Here is a 22,145-nt window from a genome sequence, read left to right as displayed (position 1 = left end):
CCGTGAGCAAGTCGCCGCTACCGCCGGCTCGTAGGCGGGCCGCTAGGTCCGACTTAAGGGCTGCCTGCGCGTCATTACGACTCGAGCCGGTCGCTGTCACTTTGCGCGTCTGACCGTCCCAGTCGCGGAAGCGAGTCACGGAGCGAAAAATCCCGAGACTGACCTGTTGAGTCGTAATGGCGCCAAACGTGCTGATCGGGAGCCGGGGTCGTCCGGCCATCAGCGTCTGTCCCCGTGGGCGCTGGATGGTTCGGGCTCGTGGAGGCCGTCCAGCCACCGCACCACGTCGGAAACGCGGTAGCGGATCTCTCGGCCTACTCTGATGCCGGAGGGGCCACGGCCGCCGGCACGCAGGTCGTAGATCGCCTGTGCTTGCACGCCAAGATATTCGGCGAGCTCGCTTGTCGTTAAAACGGGCTCAAGGCCGAGCCCGAAGTGTCGTTCGCTGTCCATAACCCATAGGTAATCGAGGTCACTCCAGATGACTCGAACTGGGTCGTGCACCTTCTCTACGAACACCCGGAGAAGGCGGAAATTTTTGAATAAACGGTTAATAAACGGATAGTGCGTCAAGTCTTGCCCTTTCGGTGAAGACAAGAAACCCTGATCAGATCAAATTTACAGTAGGGCGGCCGGGACTTGAACCCGGGACCGACGGATTATGAGTCCGCTGCTCTAACCAGCTGAGCTACCGCCCCAAAAAGCGCGACCAAAACGTCCCGCCAGAACTACGTGACTACTCCGGCAGATGCGCCGAGGCCCCGTTGGTGACCAAATCGCCCACCGGCTCCCCACGATACAGGCATTCGAATGTGCTCAACGTGCGCTTGATGTCGTGCGCGGCAATGAGCTTGAGCGACTCGCGCTTGAGCGCCTCCAGGAGCTCTGGCGTCGCCGTTAGCACGAGAGTGAGTTTGTCGGCGAGATCTTGCGCATCGCTCGGCTTGAACAGGTACCCGTTCGCCTGGTCATGCACGAGGTGCGGGAGCGCCATGGCGTCAGCGGCGACGATCGGTAATCCGGAGGCCATGGCCTCCATGGTGGCGATGCTCTGCAGCTCGGCGATCGACGGCATCGCGAAAACCGTCGCCCGCGAGTACGCCGCGCGCAGCTCCGCATCCGTCACGTACCCGGTAAACGTGACCCGTGAGCGGATGCCGAGGGTGTCAGCCAGGTGCTCCAGGTTGCGTCTCTGGTCTCCCCCGCCCACGATTTCGACCTGCACATCGAGATCGGGATTCAACTTCGCCACCGCTTCGAGCAGCACGTCGATCTGCTTCTCGCCGGTGACCCGCCCCACAAACAGAATGCGGTTCTCCGTGCGTGGTTCAAAATTCGGCGAGTAGTTATCAGCGTCAATGCCGCAGGAAATGGCGTGGACACCGGTCAGCCCGGTGTATTTTTCCAGGAACTGGGCGGCCCGCCGGGTGGGCGTAGTCACCGCTGCGGCACGTCCGAACGTGCGCCGGGCCGCTCGCCAGGCTGCCTTGATCACGCGATCCTGAAAACCCAACGGAACCAGGGAAAATTTCACCATGTTCTCGGGCATGAAATGGTTCGTACCAACCAAACGAATGTCCCGCTTCGCCGCCTCGATCGACACGCCACGCCCGACGTTGATGTGCGACTGAAAATGCACGACGTCTGGGCGGTAGGAATCGAGAATGCGACGGCTCTGGCCGCGAACCAGCCACGGCAGCGCAAACCGCAGCCAGTCGTGCGGATACCAGCGCCAGCTGTGCAGGCGGTGCACCACCATGGGCTGGCCCTCGTGCATCTCGGTCCGGCTGCCGTGCTTGCGTGATGCAGCGGGCGCCATGATCTGCACCTCGTGGCCCCGTTCCACCAGGCCGGCGGCAAGCCGCTCGGCGAAACGCGCAGCCCCGTTCACGTCGGGAGCAAACGTGTCCGCAGCGATGAGCACCCGAATCGGCGGTTTTTTCGCCGAGGCATTCGGGCCACGCTGTGGCGCAACGCCCGGAGTCGGGCTGCTCTGCAAGTCGGTCACATCTGACAAGTGGAGTGGTCCCTACGTTGGTGGGCCGGGAACATCGTCCGGCAGAAAGTCTCGGGCGCGCTCGGTCGTTGACGCGGCGTACACGACCCTATTCTAAACCGAGCATCGCGAGACGCGCCCGCACCGTGGAACACCAAAATTCTTCACGTTTCAGCGATCCAACTGGGGATGATACCGTGCGAGCAAGAAGACACCCCAAATCGCGATGGCGCCCGCCACGACGAAGGCGACGGCCGCTGCCGGCGGTGCCTGGCTGGCTTCGCCGAGCACAATGATGCCGATTCCCACCGCAACCAGAGGATCGACGACGGTCAGCCCCGCAATGACGAGATCCGGTGGCCCGGAGGCATACGCGTTCTGCACAAAATAGGCCCCGAGCGCAGCGGCGAGCAGCAACCCAAGCACACAGGTCAGGGTCAGCCACTCGAAATTTCCGTTCTGGGTGCGGTTGATGACGACTTTGGCGAGAGTCGCGACAAATCCGTACAGCACCCCGGCGCCGAGAATATAAAAGACTGCCTGCGAACGGTGACGGAGAAAGCCGAACGCCAGCGCGAAGAGCAAGAGAACGACCGTGAGCACGATGAGAATCGTGGTCAAATTGCGGTCGGTGACCGGTTTGTCGATGGCGGTGAACGCAGCTACGGTCACAAACAGCCCGACACCCCCCACGCACATCGAGATCGCGATGATACTTGCTCGGTTGAGGCTGACCCGGCTGACCCGGGCATTCAGAATTGCCGTGATCACGAGGGCAACCGCGCCGAGCGGCTGCACGACGATGATGGGCGCAAAGGCGAGGCTCGTGAGCTGAAACACGATCGCCAGGCCGAGCATGATGGATCCGAACACCCAGGAAGGTCGCGCGAGCAGTAAGGTCAGCTGCCGAACGTTGAGTCCACCGGTGACCGCTTCAGTGTGCGCTTCGACCTTGGTGACGCCGCGATGCTGAAACTGAGCACCCAGCGATAGGAAGACCGCGCCGACCAGGGCCAGCGGAATTCCGATGGCCTGCCTGGGATCAATGGCGATTTCACTCGCCAGATCGGTTAGGTCAGAGGTCACTTCATGACCCTACCCACAAGCTTGCCGATATTCTGGAGAAATGCCCGTACGCGCGATAGTAATTTCAGGTGACCCCGTTCTCCATTCCCCCGCAGCTCCCGTCGTCGATTTCGACGACAATCTGCGCGACCTGGTGCGAGACATGTTCGAGACGATGGATGCTGCGCCGGGGGTGGGATTGGCCGCCCCGCAGGTGGGTGTCGGGCTGCGAATTTTTACTTACAGCTATCAGGACGACGACGAAGTGACCTGGCGAGGCGTCGCGATCAACCCGGAGCTCTGGATCACCCCGGTCTCCGCCGAACCGGTCGACGATGAGGATGCCGACGAGGACGAGGGCTGCCTGTCCTTTCCCGGTGAACGTTTTCCGCTCAAACGAGCCGAATCAGCCATTCTGCGAGCTGTCGACGCTGAGCAACAGCCCTTTGAAATTCGAGCTGATGGCTGGCTCGCCCGCATCTTCCAGCACGAGTTCGATCACCTCGACGGCACGCTCTACGTTGACCGTCTGCAGCACGTCTACGCCAAGATGGCCGCCAAGGTCGTACGCAAGAAGAGCTGGGGCGTTCCGGGCCTGACCTGGATCCCCGGCGTCGACAACCTCGAAGGCTAGGTCAGCGCGCGCAGCCCGGCCGCGACCAAGGCTGCCACAAGCACCACCACGATGAACGGCGTCTTGATCGCAAACAGGCCAGCCGCCACGATGACCGCTGGAATGCGAGCATCCAGCACCAGCGCCTGACCGTTGCCGAGCGTCTGCACCGCGATCAACGCGGCCAGCAAGGCCACGGTCAGCAGATCGGCGATGCGGGCCGGCGTTGGCTTGTGCAGCAGAGCCGGAGGCACCAGGTATCCGGTGAGTTTGAGCGCCAGCACAGCGATCGAGGCGGCAATGATGATCTGCCAGAGTGTCATGAGTCCAGCCCCGATCCATCGCTCGGTCGGCGAGTGGATGCCCCGCCCGGCACGCCGGGTGTGCCCAGCCAGTTGAACAAGCCGACCACGACCGCGACGAGCGCTGCGACCAGCACGGGCAGGCCCGGCATGAGCACGGGGGTGAGCGTCGCAGCGACGACCGCAGCGGCGACGGCCACCGCGACCGCCTGCATCCGCTTCAATCGTGGCCAGAGCAGGCCGACGAAGGCCGCTGCGGCCGCCGCATCGAGGCCGTAAGCCCGAGTGTCTCCGAGGGCATCACCGAGCAGGGCGCCGAGCAGGGTTGTGATGTTCCAGCCGATGAAGACGGCGAGACCGGTGACCCAGAAGCCGACCCGCCGACTACGCGGGGTGGGCTGGGCCAGGGCGACCGCCGTCGATTCGTCGATGGTGATCCAGGCGGCGGCGAACCGTTTCCAGAGCCCGGTGCCGACAACGGGTGCGGTGCGCATGCCATAGATGCCGTTTCGCACGCCGAGGAGGGCCGCGCTCGCGATCGCCGCCGGGCCGGCCGCGACACCGCCGGCGGCGAGCACTCCGACCAAGGCGAACTGGGAACCACCGGAGAACATCACGATGCTGATGAAGCAGGTCTGCCAGATGTCGAGTCCGGCGGCGACCGACAGAGCGCCGAAGGACACTCCGTAGGCGGCGGTCGCGAGTCCCACGGCGATGCCTTCGCGGGTCGCCAGTCGTTGCTGCCGCTGTTCATCAACTTTTTTTGCGAGAATTTCGCTCATGCCGCGGGTCTACCGGGACAGGTCGACGCCGTGCACGCCGTTGTGAAAGCGCAGCGATGGGAACACGGCCGACACGGAGAACCCCAGGCCGGGCACGGTTCCAGCATTGAACACGCCGCCGAACAGCTGGGCACGCTCGCGCATCTGGGTGATGCCGGGACCGGCAATGCTCTCGCTGAGGGCCTTGAGGTCGTCTTCGATCGAATACGGGGTGCGCGCCGCCTGTTCGTCGGCCTCCTTGCCGTCACGACGGGCGGCGGCCCGAATGCCGTCATCATCGACGAGTAGCTGCAGGCCGTCCTGCGTCCAGGTGAACGACACACGGGCCTCGGTGCCGACCCCACCATGCTTGAGCGCGTTCGACAGGGCGCTCTGCAGAATGCGGAAAATGGCCAGTTCGGCGCCCGCCTTGAGGGCGAAGCGCTCGCCGGATTCGCTGAAACTGACTACCAGTCCGGCGTCGCGCATGACCCGAAACAGGTCGCGGGTGGACTGCGGGCCGGGCTGTAGTGCGCCGACGGTTTCGCCTTCGCGCACGATCGTCAGCACCCGGCGCATGTCCGCGAGGGCCACTCGGCCGTCGTCGACGAGCGCGGTGGCGGCACGTACGGCCGTGGAGGGATCACTTTCGGCGGTGTACCGTGCGCCTTCAGCCCGGGTGATCAGGCGGGCAATGGTGAGCACGGCGCCGTCCTGCAGCTCACGGATGATAGCCAGGCGCCCCTGTTGCTCGGCGAGAGACAGTTCCAGCTCGATGCGCACGCGCTCGGCGGCGTTGCGGTCAAAGATGATCCGGCGAGAGCGCAGCAGGCCGATCACCCAGAGCACCAACAACGCACCACACAGTGCTCCGAGCGCCGGTACCAGAAGTTGCGCGAACTCCACTGCTGACCGCCGTCTCTTGTGCCGAAGCCCTGGCGCACGTTGAAAATTGAGGAAGACCTTTTTTGTCGGCCGGAATATACCGACAAAAAAGGCCACCCGGGGTGGAGCCCTGAGTGGCCTTTCGCTCCCCGACTTGGACTCGAACCAAGAACCTGCGCATTAACAGTGCGCTGCTCTGCCAATTGAGCTATCGAGGAATGCTTGAGCAGCGTTACGACTTTACCAAGTTTTCTTGCGGGGCCCAAACCACAACGGGTTCTGTTCGCCTCCGCTGGCGCCATTTGAAGGGTTCAGAACCCGTTCAGCCCCGGAAAGTCGGGCCGACGCAACAGTTGCGCAGTCTCACGCACCAAAGTACGGTCGGGCGTGTCGGCGCGGGTCACGACTACTCCGACCCGAAATCAGGAGGGACGGGCCGGGATTGGTCTCAAAAGCCGACTGCGGTATCCGTTTCATCGCCGCTATCGGCGGCATCGGGCGCTCCGGCCTCGTAGACGTCGGTGTGAACGTTCCGTTCGACTTCGGCTGGCTGCAGGGCGGCGGCAAGTCCCTTGACATACGGGTGCCACGGGTCCCGAAAGACCTCCTCAATGGTGCCGAGGCCGACCAACACACCCTGATGCATGACACCGATACGGTTGGCGACCTGCCTCAGCACGGCCAGGTCGTGACTGATCACGAGCCCCGAGAAAGATCGCTCCAGCTGCAGCTCGCTGATCAGGTCGATAATGGCGCCCCGCACCGTAACGTCAACGCCCGCTGTAGGCTCGTCAGCGATCAAGAGCGACGGTCCGAACACAAGGGCGCGAGCCAGCGCCACGCGCTGACGCTGGCCGCTGGAGAGCTCATAGGGGTACTGGCCGAGAACGACCAGTGGCAACCGCACCGCATCGATCAGGGTGGCGACCCGTACCCCGAGGGCACGACGGTTGTAGCGTCGATCGCGTTCGAGCACCGGTTCGGCGACAATCTCGGCGACCGTCATGGTCGACGGCAGGGTATCGGCCGCGTCCTGGGCGAGCAGGCCGACGCCGAAGGTGAGCCGCGCCAGCTTGCGTTTGCTGATACGGCGGAGGCCGAAGCCGAGCACGGTCGCCTCGCCCCCGGTGATCTGGGGACGGATGCCGGTGCTCTCGCTGACAAACGCGTCACCGGAGAGCACCCGGGCCAGAGTGCTCTTGCCGGAACCACTCTCGCCGAGCAGCCCGACGACTTCGCCGGGAGCGATGCGCAGGGTGAAGCCGTGCACCGCGACATACGCCGGGCTCGCCCCGTGCGGCGGGTATTCGATGGTCAGATCACTGGAATTGATCGGGGAAACGGATGCCGCGCCTTGCTTCATACGGTCTATCTTGCCGCACGCAGAAGGCGAAGCTCGTCTCGGCGCAAGGCCTGCGTGGCCGGGTCGGGCACCGGAAGCGAGGCGAGCAGCCGCTGCGTGTACGGATCTTTCGGAGCTCCGAGCACCTCGGCGCCGGTGCCTTCCTCGACCAATTTTCCCTTGTACAGCACGGCAATGCGGTCAGCGAGAATGTCGACGACGGCAAGGTCGTGACTGATAAATAAGGCCGCGAACCCGAATTCCGCCTGGATCTCGGCGAAGAGTTCGAGCACCTTCGCTTGCACGGACACGTCGAGCGCGCTGGTCGGTTCATCGGCGATAAGCAGGCTCGGCTCGAGCGCGAGCCCACGAGCCAGGCTGGCCCGTTGCCGCTGGCCACCGCTGAGCTCGTGCGGGTACCGGTCGCCGAAAGCTTTGGGCAGCTGCACGGCTTCAAGCAGTTCGTCTACCCGCTTGCGGGCGGCCCGGGTGTTCGCTGCCCGCCCGTGCACGACGAGCGGCTCGGCGACGCATTCGGCAATGGTGAGTAACGGGTTGAAGCTCGAAGCCGGGTCCTGAAAGACAAATCCGATGTCGCTGCGCACCTTCTTGAAGGCGCGTTCCCTGAAACCATTCATCTCATGGCCGAGTACCGTCAGCGAGCCGCCGGTCACCTTGGTGAGACCGCCCATGGCCCGGCCGATGGTGGTCTTGCCGGATCCGCTCTCGCCGACCAGGCCGAGTACCTCGCCTGGGCGGATGCTGAAGCTCACCCCGTCGACGGCGGTGAAACCGGGTTTGCCGAGCCGGCCCGGGTACTGGATCTTCAGATTGTTCGCGACGACGACCGGGGTCTGATTCACCCAATCGCACTCCCGAGCCTGCAACCGTGCGGTTGCCCGTACCGTGCCGTGGCCAACGCGGGGCACAGAGCCGAGCAGTCGCTTGGTGTATTCGTGTTTGGGGTTGGAGAACAGATCCTGGGCTGGAGCTTCTTCGACGACTTTGCCCTCGTACATCACGACGACGCGGTCGGCGAGATCGGCGACGACACCCATATTGTGGGTGATCAACACGATGGCGGTGCCGAATTCGTCGCGGCAGCGGCGGAGAAGGTCGAGGATTTCGGCCTGCACGGTCACATCCAACGCCGTGGTCGGCTCGTCGGCGACGATGAGCCCGGGGTCGAGTACGAGGGCCATGGCGATGACGACCCGCTGCTTCTGGCCGCCGGAGAACTGGTGCGGGTAGTAGTCGACGCGGCTCTCTGGGTCGGGGATGCCGACCCGGCCGAGAATCTCAATCGCCTTGGCGCGGGCTTCCTTGCGGCTGAATTCACCGTGGGCCCGGATGCCCTCGGCAATCTGCCAACCGACGGTGAACACGGGGTTCAGGGCCGTTGACGGCTCCTGGAAGACCATGGAAACATCCGTTCCCCGCAGTTGACGCAGTTTCTGCTTGCTGACGGAGAGCACGTCGTTGGAGTTGGAACCGTCCTTGCTGCTCAGGATGACGGCACCGTGGGCGGTAGCCGTCTCGGGCAGCAGGCCGAGGATGGTCTTCGCGGTGACGGTCTTGCCGCTGCCGCTCTCCCCCACGATGGCGAGCACTTCTCCGGGAGCGACGCGCAGGCTCACGCCGTCGACGGCCTTGACCGCGCCACCGTCGGTGGCGAAGGTCACATTGAGGTTGTCGATGCGTACGACGTCGGGAAGGGACTGCGCGCTCATTATTTGGCCTCGAATGGGTCGTCGTTCACGTGTTGGTCGTGCGCCGGCAGGCCGGCTTCGAGCCCGTCGATACCGCCAGGACCGCCAGCCAGGGTTCCACCGGGAATGACGCTGGTCGCTGCGACGATGCCGGCCGTCTTTCCGGGGGCACGGCGACTGCGCAGGCGCGGGTCGGCGAGGTCGTTGAGGCTCTCGCCGACCAGGGTGATGCCGAGCACGACGAGAACGATGGCCAGTCCGGGGAACAGGCTGGTCCACCAGATGCCACTGGTGACGTCGGAGAGTGACTTGTTCAGGTCGTAGCCCCACTCGGCGGCGGAGGAGGGTTCGATGCCGAAGCCGATGAACCCGAGGCCGGCCAGGGTCAGCAGGGCTTCCGAAGCGTTGAGCGTGAAGATCAGCGGCAGGGTGCGGGTGGCGTTGCGCAGAACGTGACGGAACATGATGCGGCCGTTGCTCGCGCCGAGCACGCGGGCCGATTCCACGTAGGCCTCGGCCTTGATGCGCACAGTCTCCGCACGAATCACCCGGAAGTACTGCGGGATGAAGACCACGGTGATGGAGATCGCGGCAGCGAAGATTCCACCCCACAGGCCGGAGCGACCGCCGGAGATGACGATCCCCATGACAATGGCGAGCAGCAGCGCCGGGAAGGCGTAGACGGCGTCGCAGACGACGACGAGTACGCGGTCGAGCCAGCCGCCGAAGTAACCGGAGACGAGGCCCAGGGCCACACCGGCGAAGATCGACAGCACGACGGCAATGACCATGACGGTGATCGCGGTCTGCGAGCCCCAGATGACCCGCGACAGCACGTCGTAGCCGCCGACGGTGGTGCCAAGCAGGTGGTCGCCGCCGGGCTCCTGCTGGGCGCCGAAGGGGCCACTGTCATCGCGCAGCTGGCTGTAGCCGTACGGCGCGAGCAGTGGTGCGAAGATTGCGGTGAGAATGAAGATGCCGGTGAGGACGAGGCCGACCACGAGCATTCCCCGTTGCAGGCCGACGCTCTGGCGGAGTTGATGCACGACGGGCAGCCGAGTCCATAGCGGAGCCTTGGGGGCGTGAGTGGTGTCAATAGTCATGGCTAGTACCGCACTCTCGGGTCAATGAGCGCGGCAATGATGTCCACGATGAAGTTGGACAGGGCCACGATCACAGCGAGGAGCGCCACAATGCCCTGAACGGCCACGAAGTCACGTGCCTTGATGAATTCAATGAGCATGAAGCCCAGCCCCTTCCACTCAAAGGTGGTCTCGGTCAGTACAGCGCCGCCGAGCAGCAGGGCCACCTGCAAGCCGATGACGGTGATGATCGGGATGAGCGCGGGGCGGTAAGCGTGCTTGCTGACCAGACGAAACTCATTTACACCACGCGAGCGGGCGGCATCCACATAGTCGGTGCCCAGGGTACCGATGACGTTGGTGCGCACCAGGCGGAGGAAGACGCCCGCGGTGAGCAGTCCGAGTGCCACCGCGGGAAGTACAGCGTGCAGCAGCACATCGCCGAAGACGGCGGGATTGCCCGTTTTCAACGCGTCGATGAAGTAGATCCCGGTCTTGTCGGGCAGGAACCCCATCTCCAGTTCCGAGCTGACGGTCGCCCGACCGGCGACCGGCAGGACCTTGAGCCAGACAGCGAAGACAAGTTTCAACAGGAGTCCGGCGAAAAACACCGGGGTGGCATAGAAGAGAATGGCGGCCACGCGCAGGAAGGCATCGGGCGCCTTGTCCCGCCAGTACGCTGCAACCATGCCGAGGGGAATACCGACGATGAACGCCACGATGAGCGCGTAGAACACGAGCTCGGCCGTAGCGGATCCGTAGGTGAGCAGTACCTCGGACACCGGACGGTTGGTGCTGATTGTCGTGCCGAAGTTGCCGGTGAAGACCTGCCCGAGGTACTCAAAATATTGGATGAGGATGGGTCGATCATAGCCGGCCTCTTTAATGAGGACGGCGAGCTGGTCGGGACCGAGCTTTCCGCCGAGCGCGGCGGTGATCGGGTCTCCCGTCGTGCGCATCAGCCAGAACACCATCGACACCAGAATAAAAATGGTGGGGAAGATGAGGAGGAATCGTACGAGGAGGTAACGGCCTATGCCACCGCCCGGGCTGGTGTTCTTCTTGGAACGCCCGGCCGCCGGCATGGGCGGCTTCATCGCCACAGTGGTCATTACTACCTCACAATTGCACAAGAATCGGGGGTATCCAGCGCTATCAGCACTAGATACCCCCGGTGATCAAACTAGAGAAAACTCTAGCCGTACTACGTTCTAACCTTTGGCAAGCGCGCCATAACGGAACTTGAAGGACGCGTCGAGCGTGTCTTCGGTCCCGGTGATGCTCGGCCCAGTGATAGCGACCTGTGCTCCCTGGAGCAGCGGAACGGTGGAGAGTGCAGCCGCGACCTTGTCCTGGATTTCCTCGATGAGCGCGGTGCGCGCCTCGGGGTCATTCGTGACGGCCTGTTCATTGATCATGGCATCGACCTCGGCGTCGTCGTAGTGGTTCTGGAGAAAGTTGTTCTGGGCGAAGAACGGCGTCAGGTAATTGTCAGCGTCGGAGTAGTCCGGGAACCAGCCAAGCTGGTAAGCGGGGTAGACGTCAGCTACTCGGTCTTTGGAGTACTGAACCCACTCGGTGGACTGCAGGCTGACTGTGAACAGGCCGGAAGCATCCAGCTGGTCCTTGATCAGCGCATACTCGTCGCTCGAGCCGGGGCCGTAGTGGTCCGCGTTGTACTGCAGGTTGAGTGCGACCGGGGTGGTCACGCCGGCTGCGGCGAGGTCTGCCGCGGCCTTCTCAATGTCCGGTCCGCCCTCACCGTCGCCGTAGAGACCCTTGAGCGACTCGGTGGCACCGGTCATGCCAGCGGGAACGTAGGAATACAGCGGGGTGTAGGAGCCCTTGTAGACCTGGTCGGCGAGTTCCTCGCGGTCAACGATATCGGCAACGGCCGCGCGCACTGCGAGTGCCTTGGCCGGGTCGGCGTCAGCGGTCGTCGTGCCGAAGGGCTGCGTGTTGAAGTTGAAGGTGATGTAGCGGATCTCGCCGCCGGGGCCGTCAACGACGCTGACAGCGTCGTTGCCGCGAAGGTCGTCAATGTCGGTCGCCGACAGGCTGCGCCATGCGACGTCGATGTTGCCTTCCTGAATGTCGAGCTTGAGGTTGGACGCGTCGGTGTAGTACTTGACGTTGATGACGTCGGTCTTGGCGGCGCCGAGCAGGCCCTGGTAGCCCGCGTAGGCCGTATACGAGAGCAGGTTGTTGAAGTCGTAGCTCGTCAGCACATACTGGCCGGCAAAGGCCTCGGCTGCGACAATGTCGTCGTCGGAAGTAACCTCCGTCGCGGAGAAGGAGTCCTCATCCACGATGACGCCGGCGGGGCTGGACAGGATCTGCGGGAAGATTTGGTCGTTTCCGGCCTTCAGGGTGAAGACGACCGTGGTGTCGTCGACGGCCTCAGTGCTCTCGAGGTTGCCCAGGAGGGTGGACGGGCCCTTTTCGTCGGCGATGGCCAGCTGACGATCGAAGCTGAACTTGACGTCGGACGCGGTGAGCGCGTTGCCGTTGGCCCATTCGAGGTCGGGCTTGAGGGTGACGGTGTATTCCGTCGGTGAGGTGAACTCGGCGCTGACGGCGATGTCGGGCTCGACATCCGCTGTGCCGTAGGCGCTGTTCATCAGGAACGGGAAGACCTGGGTCTGCACCGAGAAGGAACCGGAGTCATACGAGCCGGCCGGGTCGAGCGTGGTGACCTTGTCTGTGGTGCCGATTGTGATCGGGCCGCCTGCGTTGTCGGTAGTCGTGCTGCCGCCCGCTGAGCAACCGGCCAGTACCAGCGCCGCGACCGCGAAGCCTGCTGTGGCAGCGAGAGCGCGCTTGCCGTTAGTGAATGCGGATGTCATATCCGTCGTCCTCTTCCTGTAGAAGTCTCATGACCAGGAGAACCCGAGAATGGGCGCAGCTGTTCATTGCTGTTAGCCAAGAATTAGCACAGAATGCGCGGATTGCCACGATCAGCCGCAGCTTCTTTACGTATCTGCAACAAAGTCGTTGCTCATGCACTGACTCAGAAGTTGCGCGTGGGTCACTCGTCGCGGAGGGCGCGTCGCTCGGCCTCGACGCGCACGAGTTCGCGCTGGAGCGTGCGGTATATCTCGGTCTCGCTGGCATCCGCTCGTTGCAGTCGGCCGAGCAATTCGGCCTTGAGGCGCAACAGGTCTTTGTCAATGAGCACGATGGTGATCTCGCGCACGTAGCGGGTGACATCTTTCTCGGTGCGCTCGGGCAGATTGGCCATGGCGAGCTCCTGAACAAGGTTCTTCAGGGTGTCCGGAACCTCCGCGACGACGCGATCGAGCCAGTCGGGCGCCTCGAAGTGCGGCAAGCTCGAGGCGATCGCGTCGCGCACCACCGCGAGAGAGCTATTCGCAAAGGATGTCTGCACCGCGCTGTCGAGGATGTCCCGGCCGATCAGCGTTGGGCGCTGCAGCATGGCCATGAGGCCGTCGCGCTCGAGTCGGGTGACCGGGTCGCCGGGCAATTCGACCAGCGAGAATGGGCGCTCCGGCAGCACTTCGACCGCGCCGGCATGCCGGGGAGCGTTTGGCCCGCCGCTCGCCGAAGAGCGCGCTCCGGGCTGGGCGTTGGTGACGGCCCTGGCAACCTCGCCCATATCGACGCCGAGCATGCGCGAGAGTTCCCGGGTGTAGCCGGGTCGCAGCACCGGGTCGCGAATATCGCCGACGATGGGGGCTGCGGCACGCAGGGCGGCCGTGCGACCCTCGACCGTGTCGAGGTTGTACTGGGAGAGGATCTGCCGAATCATGAACTCAAACATCGGCTTCTTCGCGTCGACCATTCTCCTGACCGCATCATCGCCGCGCTGCAGGCGCAGGTCGCAGGGGTCGAGGCCCTCCGGGCCGACCGCGACGTAGGTCTGAGCGGAGAACCGCTGCTCCTCGCTGAAGGCGCGCATGGCGGCCTTCTGACCGGCAGCGTCGGGGTCGAAGGTGAAGACGACTTCGCCGACACCGGAATCATCGCCGAGCACGCGGCGTAACACCTTAATGTGGTCGACGCCGAACGAGGTGCCGCAGGTAGCGACCGCGGTGGTGATGCCGGCCAGATGGCACGCCATCACGTCGGTGTAGCCTTCGACCACGACGACCTGGTGACTGCGCGAGATGTCGCGCTTGGCGAGGTCGAGGCCGTAGAGCACCTGAGCCTTGTGGTAGACTGGGGACTCGGGGGTGTTGAGGTATTTCGGGCCCTTGTCGTCGTCGAGCAGCTTGCGCGCTCCAAAGCCAATGGTCTGCCCGGTGATGTCGCGAATCGGCCAGACCAGGCGCCCACGAAAACGGTCGTAGATGCCGCGATCGCCGCTCGAGACCAGACCGGACAAGGTGAGTTCCTCGGTGGTGAAGCCTTTGGCGCGGAGGTGGTTGGTCAGTTCGTCCCAGCTCTTGGGCGCAAACCCGACGCCGAACCGGGTCGCAGCGGCAGCGTCAAAACCGCGCTGCCCCAGAAACGCCCGGCCGACCTCAGCGCCCGCGCTGCCGAGCTGGTCGATGAAGAAATCGGATGCCACCTGGTTGGCCGCGAGCAGGCGGGCACGATTGCCGTGGTCCGGGGCCGCTCCGGAACCGTCTTCGTAGTGCAGGTCGAGGCCGACCCGACCGGCAAGCCGCTCAACGGCCTCACTGAAGCTGACGTGGTCCATCTTCTGCAGAAAGGAATAGACGTCGCCGCTCTCGCCGCAGCCGAAGCAGTGGTAGAAGCCAACCTGCGGACGCACGTGAAAGCTGGGGCTGCGTTCGTCATGGAAGGGGCAGAGACCCTTCATCGAACCGACACCGGCGGACTTCAGGGTGACATAGTCACCGATGATGTCCGCGATATTAGTACGGGCCTTGACCTCTTCGATGTCGCTTTGTCGAATCAGTCCAGCCATAGGTAAATTGTATCGGTGCGCGCCGACAGCACCGACGCGAGGCTAGAGGGCGCGCTGCAGCAGCGTGATGAACATGGCGTCGGTGCCGTGGCGGTGCGGCCACAGCTGAACGCTGCCGGTACCGGCGGGCAGATCGAGGTTGGCGGCGCTGAACGACTGCACGACGGCAGCCGTGTCGAGCGCCGTCACGGTTCCGCCGGCCTTGCGCACCGCCAGGGCGACGATCGCGCGGGTCTCGGCGGTGTGCGGCGAGCACGTCACATAGGCCAGGATGCCGCCGGGCTTGAGCGCGAGCAGGGCCGCGTCGATGAGTCCGGACTGCAAACCGGCGAGGTCGGCAACGTCCTTGGGCTGCTTGCGCCAGCGCGCCTCTGGCCGGCGGCGCAGAGCGCCGAGGCCCGTGCACGGCGCGTCGAGCAGAATGCGGTCGAAGGTGTCCGGGTGCGTCTGGCCGATGGTGGTGCCATCCACTTCCCACACCGGAACCGTTTCGGGCAGAGCCGCGAGGGCGGTGCGCACGAGGATTGCCCGGGCCGGTACGAGCTCGTTCGCTACGAGCACAGCTCCCCCGGCGCGTGCTTCGGAGGCGAGCAGGGCGGCCTTGCCGCCGGGGCCGGCGCAGAGGTCGAGCCAGCGCTCCCCCGGAATGATGGGCCGCGCCCGGCTGAGCGCCAGGGCGGCGATCTGCGAGCCCTCGTCCTGCACCCGAACGCGGCCTTCCGTCGCGGTCACCAGATGGTACGGGTCGCCGGAATCCAGCACGAAACCGACCGGCGAGAACTCGTCGGCGAGGCCGAGGCGTTCGCGATCTGCGGCGGTCGCGAGACCGGGCAGCGCCACCATGTTGACCTTGGCCGCCATATTGTCGGCGGCGAGCAGGTCCGAGAGCTCGCTTTCATGGCCCTCAGCCTGCAGAGCCTTGCGAAAAGCGCGCACGATCCAGGCCGGGTGGGAGAATTCGGCGGCGAGCCGGTCATCGGCGTTGACCGAGCCCTCCAGCACCAGATCGCGCCATTCCTCAGCGCTCGAGCGGGAGATGGTGCGCAGCACCCCATTGGTGAATCCCGTCGCGGAGCGTGAGCCGACCTGCTTGGCGAGCGAGACCGATTCGTTGACCGCGGCATGGGTGGCGACCCGCGTGGCGAGAAGCTGGTGGGCGCCGAGGCGCAGCACATCGAGAATTGCGGGATCGATCGCGCTGACGGGACGGTTCGCGGCGAGGGCGATCACGCGGTCGTAGAAGCCCTGCATGCGCAGGGTGCCGTAGGTGAGCTCGGTCGCGAGGGCGGCATCCGCTGTATTGAGAGCGGCACGCTGAATACGGGTCGGCAGCAACAGGTTCGCGTAGGCGTCGGACTCGCGCACGGCGGCGATCACCTCGTAGGCGATGCGGCGGGCCGGCTGCACGAAATCGGCCGGGGCCTGGCGCGCGCGCGGGACACCGCCAGAGTACGCAGATTCGGCGGCGCTGTCGCCAGCCGACCCGCCAGAACGCGCCGCGCCGGCATTGCCTCTTCCCCCCGTGCGATCGTCGCTCATAATGCGATCACCGATTCTGCTGCCACTCCGCGCCACCAGTCATTCGCTGTCATTGCTGTCTTTCCGGCAGGTTGCACGCGCAGCAAAACCAGAGGTTCGGTCTGCGTGCCCACGAGCACTGGTGTATCACGCTGCAGAACAGTTCCGGCAGGCAGGTTCGGCTCGTCGCCGCTCGGAGCGACCTCGAGAAGTTTGAGAACGGCACCGTTCACCGTGGTGAACGCGCCGGGTTCGGGGGTCACGCCGCGAATACGGCTATAAACGGATGCTGCCGGCTGGTCGAAATTGATGCGCGCGTCGTCCCTGGTCAGTTTCGGCGCGAGGGTGACTTCGCCGGTCTGCGGCACGGCCACGGCAGTACCGGCCGCGAGCTCGCCCACGACCCGCAGCAACAGTTCGGCGCCACTGTGGCTGAGCTCGTCGAGAAGTATTCCCGATGTGGAATGTACGCCTAGGGGCCGGGAAAAGCTTCCGAACACATCGCCCGCATCGAGCTCGGGCACCAGCTGGAACACGGCAGCACCGATCAGCTCGTCCCCGGCGATCACGGCGCGCTGAACCGGAGATGCCCCCCGCCACCGCGGCAGGAGGGAGAAGTGCAGGTTGATCCAGCCGAGGCGCGGCACCGAGAGCAGTGGTTCGCGCACGATTCCGCCATAGGCGACGATGACGCCGAGGTCGGGCTGCAGAGCACGGATAGTCTCGGTCGCCTCGGCGTCGAGCCGGTTGGTCTTGAGCACCGGGTACCCCCGCTCCGCGGCAGCCAGCGCGACCGGCGACGGGGTGAGGGTGCGCTTGCGTCCGAGCGGGGCATCCGCTCGGGTGATGACGGTCACAATCTCGTGATCGGTACCGGCCAGGGCCGTGAGGCTGGGTACGGCGACCTCCGGCGTGCCGGCAAAGACGATTTTCATTTAGAGCAGCTCCGGGTCATCGAATCGAACTTTAAGTGTAGGTGCCGGTTGGAACGAACCGGACTTCGGCTTGCGGCGCTTGGCGGCGTTCCGCACGACCGCGGCCTTGAGCGCATGGGCCACCTCATCGCCGCGGGCATAGCCGAATCGAACTACCGCACGAACCAGTGGCGCCGCGGTGTCGACTGGTCCGAGCACATCGAGGCCGGCCACCGCACCGAGATCAGCGAGGGCGGCGTCGACATCGGCGGCGGTTCCGGTGACGGAGGCGACGCGCACTGCCGGCGGAAACCGCAGCTGGCGGCGGTCGGCGAGCTCACTCGCAGCGAAGATGTCCGGGTGCCAGGCGTTGAGCGCGCGGGCGAGCGCCCCGCCGACTCCGGCGAGGATCACGGGGGCGCCAGGGGCGGCGAGGGCGGCGGCGTTGGCCCACCAGCGCAGGCAGTCCTCGCCGACGCGCAGGGATTCCCGGGCGAGCATGCGTTCGCCATCGAGAATGAGAATGGCGCGATAGCCTCCGGTCGGAACCGGTTCGGCGCCGCGGGTCGCGATGACCAGGGCCGGCTCGGCCCCGAGTGTCTGAATGGTGTGGTCGCCGTCGGCGACGATCACCCGGGCCCCCGGGAAAGCTCGGCCGAGCTCTTCGGCGGTGCGTCCGGTGCCGAGCGTCACCACACGCAGTTTGGTGCCCTCGCAGTGCGCGCAGGTCCAACCGGCCGCGAGTGCGCCGCACCAGCGGCAGGACGGCACGGCCGACGCCGATTTAAGCCCGAGCGGGCCCTGGCAATGCGTGCAGCGGGAGGCCTTCTTGCAGCTTTGGCAGGCGAGCATGGGCGCATAGCCGGGGCTCGCGACCTGCACGAGCACGGGGCCGTGGTCCAGCGCCTCGCGGGCGGCTTGCCACGCCGCCGAGGGGATGCGGGCTGCGCGGGTCTGCTGGTCGGGCTCGGATTGAAAGTCGGTGGGGATAATGCGCGGGTGCCGGCCGGCAGCCGGATTCACGTCGGCGAGGTAGCCCAGCTCGACCAGCCGCTGGGTTTCGACGCTGCGCGAATGGCCGAGAAAGACCAGGGCGCACTCGGTGTTCTGCTGACGCACCAGGGCCGCGTCGCGGGTGTTCACGTAGGGGCTGAGCGGCTCGGTGTAGAGCGGGTCGCCGTCGTCCCAGACGGCGATGAGGCCCAGGTCCTGCGCCGGGGCGTAGACGGCCGAGCGGTTGCCGAGGATGATGCGCGGTTCCGGTTGCAGGCAGGCGAGGAAGGCGCGGTAGCGGTCGGGGTTCGGCTGGCGGGCGTCGACCCGGCTCAGCGGCAGGGTCGGGGCGAGCTGGGCCACGGCGGCCTGCACCTGGTCCTGGTCGCGAAAGTCGGGAACGCAGAGGATGGCGCTCTGCCCGGCACCGAGGGTGGCGACGGCGAGTTCGGCGAGGGTCTGCGCCCAGCGGCCGATGGTCGTGCCGTCGTCGAGCTGCGTGAGTTCGGGGATCGCGGAGACGGCAACCCTGTGGTGCTCCATAATGACGCTGTCGAGGCGGCCGGTCGGGTAGCCGACGAACGCGGGAGTCGCCAGGGCAATCGAGACGGGCGACGGTGTCGGAATGGCGGTCTCGACAGGCTCGACCAGCGGATGGTTCGGTGCCGAAGCGGGTGGCGGTATCGGGACGGCGGTCTCGGAAGGCGCGGCTGGCATAACCGGTGCGTCCGGGACGGCAGGCTCCGGAGCGGCCGAGAAACCAGGCTGCCGTGCAACGGGTAGAACAACGGCAGCAGCAGCCCGCGCCGCCAGCCAGGCCTTTTCAACTCGCACTTGGCGCGGCGGCACGGCGAGACGGATGATGTCACTCGCGTTCCCCGCCGCCCGATCCGCTAGTCGGCGCGCTAGCTTCCAGACGGCCGGCGTGAGTACGACCGCCGTGGAAACGACCGAGTCAAGCGGGCTGAGCGCGCCCCGGTAGGCGGCATCCGTTGTCGAAGCGGACTCGACGCAAGGATCAAACAGCTCGATCACATAGGCGTCGACGACTCGCCCACCGGAGCGAAACGGCACCTTGACCCGCACCCCGACAGCCACCTGCCCGACCAGTTCGGCGGGTACGCCGTAGTCGAACAGGTGGTCAAGCTGCGGCAGCGGGGAATCGATCAGCACCCGTGCGACCAGGCCGGTGTGCGTCATGATGAGGCCAGAGTTCAGAGGCCGGCGGCGCTGCGCAGGTCGTCGACCTTGTCGAGGCGCTCCCAGGTGAAGTCGGGAAGCTCCCTGCCGAAATGGCCGTAGGTGGCCGTCTGCGCGTAAATGGGACGCAGCAGGTCAAGGGAGTGGATGATGGCGGCCGGGCGCAGGTCGAACACCGCACGAATCGCCGAGGTGATCTCCTTGTCGGGCAGTACGCCGGTGCCGAAGGTTTCGACGTAGAGTCCGACCGGGGACGCCTTGCCGATCGCGTAGGCGACCTGCACCTCGAGGCGCTCGGCCAGGCCGGCCGCAACTGCGTTCTTGGCGACCCAGCGCATGGCATAGGCGGCCGAGCGGTCGACCTTGGACGGGTCCTTGCCGCTGAACGCTCCGCCACCGTGTCGGCTCGATCCGCCGTAGGTGTCGATAATGATCTTGCGACCGGTGAGGCCGGCGTCGCCCTGCGGGCCGCCGATTTCGAAGCGGCCGGTGGGGTTGATCAGGGTCGACAGCGATGACGAGTCAAGGTCGATGCCCGCGAGCACCGGGCGAATCACGAGCTCTTCAACCTCCGCGCGCAACCGCTCCGTGGTCACGGACGGCGCGTGCTGAGTCGAGACCACGACGGTCTCGACCGTACGCGGAATGATGCCGTCGTAGCCGATGGTGACCTGGGTCTTTCCGTCGGGGCGCAGGTAGTCGAGCTCGCCGTTTTTGCGCACGAGGGCCAGTCGTTCGGCCAGCCGGTGGGCGATCCAGATCGGGATCGGCATGAGTTCGGGCGTCTCGCGCGTGGCGTAACCGAACATGATGCCCTGGTCGCCCGCGCCTTGCCGATCGAAGTCGTCGAGGCTGGACTGCTCGCGCGTCTCGAAGGCATTGTCAACGCCCTGGGCGATATCGGGCGACTGGCCGCCGATGGAGATTTCGACACCGCAGGAGCGGCCGTCGAACCAGACGTCCGACGAGTCGTAGCCAATGTCGGTGATGCACTTGCGCACAATCAACGGGATCTCGACGTACGCCTCGGTGGTGACCTCACCGGCCACGTGCACGAGGCCCGTGGTGACGAGGGTCTCGACGGCGACCCGGCTGTGCGGGTCGTCGGTGAGCAGGGCATCGAGAATGCTGTCGGAGATCTGGTCGCAGATCTTGTCGGGGTGACCCTCGGTGACTGATTCCGAGGTGAAGAGGCGAAGATCGCTCATCTGGCCCGTCTCTGTAGATGTTGATGAACTACGTGTAAAAAACGTAGAAGTTGAATGTGGAGCCGGTCTGTCGAAGCCGCGGCTAACCGATCAGGTCAAGTATGCAATTGGCCACCGACATTTTGCTTCCGGAGGCCTCGTTCACTATAACTCCGCCGTGATCGAGCACCGTGACGGTGTTACGTTCCGTGCCGAAACCGGCGTCCAAGCCGACCCGGTTCACCACTAGAAAGTCGCAGCCCTTGCGGGCGATTTTCCCGCGGCCGAGCGCGATCAGCCGGTCGGCATCCGCTTCGGTTTCGGCAGCGAAGCCGATGATCTGCTGACCCGGTCTGCGGGAAGCGGACAGTCCGGCCAGAATATCCGGGTTTTTGACCAGTTCGAGCGTGAGGGTGTCGCCGACCTCGTCTTTCTTGATCTTGCCGAGCTGGACGCTCTTCGGCCGGTAGTCGGCGACGGCGGCGGCCATGATGATCACGTCGGCCGATGCAGCGGCCGTTGTCATGGCCTTCAGCATCTCCTGGGCGGTGCCCACCAGCACGCACGACACGCCAGTCGGAACCGGCACCTCGAGGTTGGCCGCGACCAGAGTAACCCGAGCCCCACGGGCGAGCGCAGCCTGGGCGAGCGCAACACCCTGCTTGCCACTGGACCGGTTGCCGAGGTACCGCACCGGGTCGAGCGGTTCCCGGGTACCGCCGGCGCTGATCAGCACGTGTCGTCCAGCGAGATCCTGCCGAGCGGATGCCGCGGCCTCCCCCGCAGGCGGCTCCCGATCAAGAATGGCCAGGGCCACCGCAACGATGGTCTCCGGTTCCTCCATCCGGCCGGCGCCGGAGTCGGTGCCGGTCAGGCGGCCGACACCGGGGCCCACGATGGTGATGCCGCGCGAGCGCAGCACCGCCACGTTCGCCATGGTCGCCGGATTGTTCCACATTTCGGTGTGCATGGCCGGTGCGATCACGAGCGGCGCGGTGCTGGCCAGGATGGTATTACCGAGCAGATCGTCAGCGAGGCCGGCGGCGAGCTTGGCGATGCTGTTGGCGGTGGCTGGGGCGACCACGATAAGGTCGGCGCCCTGGCCGATGGCCACGTGGCGTACCTCGGCGACCCCCTCATAGAGGTCGGTGTGCACCGGATTGCGGGAGATCGCCTCGAGCGTCGGCTTACCGACAAACCGCAGGGCGGCCGCGGTGGCGACGACGTGCACGGAGTCGCCGTGCAACACAAAAGCGCGCACAATGTTAACGGCCTTGTACGCTGCGATGCCGCCGGTGATACCGACGACGATCGTGCGAGGTGTCTTCATCCTGCGCGCTTTAAAAACTGTGGGCTAGGCCTCGACGATCGGGCGGGAAACGAGCTTGTCGTCGTTGATCTCGCGCAGGGCCACGGAAAGCGGCTTGTCTTCGACGGTCGAGTCGACGAGCGGTCCGACATTGTCGAACAGGCTGCCTTCGTGCAGGTCAGCGTAGTAGTCGTTGATCTGACGCGCACGCTTGGACGCAAAAATCACGAGGGCATACTTCGAGTCGACCTTGGAGAGCAGGTCGTCGATGGGCGGGTCAATGATGCCAGTGGGCTTGTTCGCCATTGGTGTCAACTCCTAATAGAGCACGGCCTGAGGCCTGTGCGAGCTTGCGGATACGTGTCGTAATACACG

General features: G+C 65.2%; 19 protein-coding genes and 2 tRNA genes. 1 reads left to right on the top strand and 20 read right to left on the bottom strand.

The genetic code is table 11. The annotated features are described in order from the left end of the window. Window positions 1-219: 219 nt before the first annotated feature. The 4 genes from E3O11_RS12695 to E3O11_RS12680 all read right to left on the bottom strand — a co-directional run bounded on the left by E3O11_RS12695 (window position 220) and on the right by E3O11_RS12680 (window position 3,082). The gene (locus E3O11_RS12695; protein ID WP_241994716.1) at window positions 220-519 is read right to left on the bottom strand and encodes a helix-turn-helix domain-containing protein; all 300 of its coding nucleotides are present in this window, start codon (window positions 517-519) and stop codon (window positions 220-222) included. A 105-nt stretch (window positions 520-624) separates the two neighbouring features. After that, a tRNA-Ile gene (locus tag E3O11_RS12690) sits at window positions 625-698 on the bottom strand. A gap of 38 nt (window positions 699-736) precedes the next feature. Further along, on the bottom strand, window positions 737-2,008 hold the full coding sequence (locus E3O11_RS12685; protein ID WP_369828716.1) for a glycosyltransferase: 1,272 nt from the start codon (window positions 2,006-2,008) through the stop codon (window positions 737-739). A gap of 159 nt (window positions 2,009-2,167) precedes the next feature. Beyond that, entirely contained in the window at window positions 2,168-3,082 is a 915-nt protein-coding gene (locus E3O11_RS12680) for a DMT family transporter (RefSeq protein WP_092449076.1), read from the bottom strand. A gap of 40 nt (window positions 3,083-3,122) precedes the next feature. Between E3O11_RS12680 and def the strand changes: the two genes are divergently transcribed. Further along, window positions 3,123-3,695, top strand: a complete 573-nt coding sequence (def, locus tag E3O11_RS12675; RefSeq protein ID WP_092449077.1) for a peptide deformylase — start codon at window positions 3,123-3,125, stop codon at window positions 3,693-3,695. Here def and E3O11_RS12670 read toward each other — a convergent pair. The 16 genes from E3O11_RS12670 to rpoZ all read right to left on the bottom strand — a co-directional run bounded on the left by E3O11_RS12670 (window position 3,692) and on the right by rpoZ (window position 22,076). Next, window positions 3,692-3,997: an AzlD domain-containing protein gene (locus E3O11_RS12670; protein WP_092449078.1), complete on the bottom strand. Its 306-nt coding sequence runs from the start codon at window positions 3,995-3,997 to the stop codon at window positions 3,692-3,694. The two genes, def and E3O11_RS12670, sit on opposite strands and share 4 nt — an antisense overlap. Then, complete coding sequence (locus E3O11_RS12665; protein ID WP_092449079.1) at window positions 3,994-4,758, bottom strand: AzlC family ABC transporter permease; 765 nt, start codon at window positions 4,756-4,758, stop codon at window positions 3,994-3,996. The genes E3O11_RS12670 and E3O11_RS12665 overlap by 4 nt, the downstream gene beginning before the upstream one ends. A 9-nt stretch (window positions 4,759-4,767) precedes the next feature. After that, window positions 4,768-5,643 carry a sensor histidine kinase gene (locus E3O11_RS12660; RefSeq protein WP_092449080.1) on the bottom strand — a complete coding sequence of 292 codons (876 nt, stop codon included), beginning with the start codon at window positions 5,641-5,643 and terminating at the stop codon, window positions 4,768-4,770. Window positions 5,644-5,767: 124 nt separating this feature from the next. Beyond that, a tRNA-Asn gene (locus E3O11_RS12655) sits at window positions 5,768-5,840 on the bottom strand. 230 nt (window positions 5,841-6,070) lie between these two features. Next, window positions 6,071-6,985, bottom strand: coding sequence for an ATP-binding cassette domain-containing protein (locus E3O11_RS12650; protein WP_092449081.1), 915 nt, complete (start codon window positions 6,983-6,985; stop codon window positions 6,071-6,073). Between the two features lie 5 nt (window positions 6,986-6,990). Then, complete coding sequence (locus E3O11_RS12645) at window positions 6,991-8,694, bottom strand: ABC transporter ATP-binding protein (RefSeq protein ID WP_092449082.1); 1,704 nt, start codon at window positions 8,692-8,694, stop codon at window positions 6,991-6,993. Then, window positions 8,694-9,776, bottom strand: coding sequence for an ABC transporter permease (locus tag E3O11_RS12640; protein ID WP_092449083.1), 1,083 nt, complete (start codon window positions 9,774-9,776; stop codon window positions 8,694-8,696). Before E3O11_RS12640 ends, E3O11_RS12645 begins: the two co-directional genes overlap by 1 nt. Before the next feature lie 2 nt (window positions 9,777-9,778). Continuing rightward, entirely contained in the window at window positions 9,779-10,852 is a 1,074-nt protein-coding gene (locus E3O11_RS12635) for an ABC transporter permease (RefSeq protein ID WP_369828720.1), read from the bottom strand. A gap of 114 nt (window positions 10,853-10,966) precedes the next feature. Further along, window positions 10,967-12,601: an ABC transporter substrate-binding protein gene (locus E3O11_RS12630; protein ID WP_092449085.1), complete on the bottom strand. Its 1,635-nt coding sequence runs from the start codon at window positions 12,599-12,601 to the stop codon at window positions 10,967-10,969. 182 nt (window positions 12,602-12,783) lie between these two features. Next, window positions 12,784-14,649, bottom strand: a complete 1,866-nt coding sequence (dnaG, locus tag E3O11_RS12625; RefSeq protein ID WP_092449086.1) for a DNA primase — start codon at window positions 14,647-14,649, stop codon at window positions 12,784-12,786. A gap of 42 nt (window positions 14,650-14,691) precedes the next feature. After that, entirely contained in the window at window positions 14,692-16,188 is a 1,497-nt protein-coding gene (locus tag E3O11_RS12620) for an RsmB/NOP family class I SAM-dependent RNA methyltransferase (protein WP_092449087.1), read from the bottom strand. Continuing rightward, window positions 16,185-17,102 carry a methionyl-tRNA formyltransferase gene (gene fmt / locus E3O11_RS12615; protein ID WP_092449088.1) on the bottom strand — a complete coding sequence of 306 codons (918 nt, stop codon included), beginning with the start codon at window positions 17,100-17,102 and terminating at the stop codon, window positions 16,185-16,187. Before fmt ends, E3O11_RS12620 begins: the two co-directional genes overlap by 4 nt. Continuing rightward, window positions 17,103-19,274: a primosomal protein N' family DNA-binding protein gene (locus E3O11_RS12610; protein WP_166787580.1), complete on the bottom strand. Its 2,172-nt coding sequence runs from the start codon at window positions 19,272-19,274 to the stop codon at window positions 17,103-17,105. It abuts the gene before it with no gap. 14 nt (window positions 19,275-19,288) lie between these two features. After that, window positions 19,289-20,482 carry a methionine adenosyltransferase gene (gene metK / locus E3O11_RS12605; protein WP_092449089.1) on the bottom strand — a complete coding sequence of 398 codons (1,194 nt, stop codon included), beginning with the start codon at window positions 20,480-20,482 and terminating at the stop codon, window positions 19,289-19,291. 82 nt (window positions 20,483-20,564) lie between these two features. Then, complete coding sequence (gene coaBC / locus E3O11_RS12600) at window positions 20,565-21,791, bottom strand: bifunctional phosphopantothenoylcysteine decarboxylase/phosphopantothenate--cysteine ligase CoaBC (RefSeq protein ID WP_092449090.1); 1,227 nt, start codon at window positions 21,789-21,791, stop codon at window positions 20,565-20,567. 24 nt (window positions 21,792-21,815) lie between these two features. After that, entirely contained in the window at window positions 21,816-22,076 is a 261-nt protein-coding gene (rpoZ, locus tag E3O11_RS12595) for a DNA-directed RNA polymerase subunit omega (protein ID WP_092107764.1), read from the bottom strand. Between the last annotated feature and the right edge of the window lie 69 nt (window positions 22,077-22,145).

Origin of the sequence: Cryobacterium levicorallinum (genome assembly GCF_004402405.1) — a bacterium.
GTDB classification, from domain to species: Bacteria; Actinomycetota; Actinomycetes; order Actinomycetales; family Microbacteriaceae; genus Cryobacterium; species Cryobacterium levicorallinum.
This window is presented reverse-complemented; position numbering and strand designations above follow the sequence as displayed.

Excerpts from the sequence above, each read along its gene's own strand:
- def (WP_092449077.1), top strand. The coding sequence starts at position 3,123 with ATGCCCGTACGCGCGATAGTAATTTCAGGTGACCCCGTTCTCCATTCC.
- E3O11_RS12670 (WP_092449078.1), bottom strand. The coding sequence starts at position 3,997 with ATGACACTCTGGCAGATCATCATTGCCGCCTCGATCGCTGTGCTGGCG.
- E3O11_RS12665 (WP_092449079.1), bottom strand. The coding sequence starts at position 4,758 with ATGAGCGAAATTCTCGCAAAAAAAGTTGATGAACAGCGGCAGCAACGA.
- E3O11_RS12650 (WP_092449081.1), bottom strand. The coding sequence starts at position 6,985 with ATGAAGCAAGGCGCGGCATCCGTTTCCCCGATCAATTCCAGTGATCTG.
- E3O11_RS12645 (WP_092449082.1), bottom strand. The coding sequence starts at position 8,694 with ATGAGCGCGCAGTCCCTTCCCGACGTCGTACGCATCGACAACCTCAAT.
- E3O11_RS12640 (WP_092449083.1), bottom strand. The coding sequence starts at position 9,776 with ATGACTATTGACACCACTCACGCCCCCAAGGCTCCGCTATGGACTCGG.
- E3O11_RS12635 (WP_369828720.1), bottom strand. The coding sequence starts at position 10,852 with ATGAAGCCGCCCATGCCGGCGGCCGGGCGTTCCAAGAAGAACACCAGC.
- E3O11_RS12630 (WP_092449085.1), bottom strand. The coding sequence starts at position 12,601 with ATGACATCCGCATTCACTAACGGCAAGCGCGCTCTCGCTGCCACAGCA.
- dnaG (WP_092449086.1), bottom strand. The coding sequence starts at position 14,649 with ATGGCTGGACTGATTCGACAAAGCGACATCGAAGAGGTCAAGGCCCGT.
- E3O11_RS12620 (WP_092449087.1), bottom strand. The coding sequence starts at position 16,188 with ATGAGCGACGATCGCACGGGGGGAAGAGGCAATGCCGGCGCGGCGCGT.
- fmt (WP_092449088.1), bottom strand. The coding sequence starts at position 17,102 with ATGAAAATCGTCTTTGCCGGCACGCCGGAGGTCGCCGTACCCAGCCTC.
- E3O11_RS12610 (WP_166787580.1), bottom strand. The coding sequence starts at position 19,274 with ATGACGCACACCGGCCTGGTCGCACGGGTGCTGATCGATTCCCCGCTG.
- metK (WP_092449089.1), bottom strand. The coding sequence starts at position 20,482 with ATGAGCGATCTTCGCCTCTTCACCTCGGAATCAGTCACCGAGGGTCAC.
- coaBC (WP_092449090.1), bottom strand. The coding sequence starts at position 21,791 with ATGAAGACACCTCGCACGATCGTCGTCGGTATCACCGGCGGCATCGCA.
- rpoZ (WP_092107764.1), bottom strand. The coding sequence starts at position 22,076 with ATGGCGAACAAGCCCACTGGCATCATTGACCCGCCCATCGACGACCTG.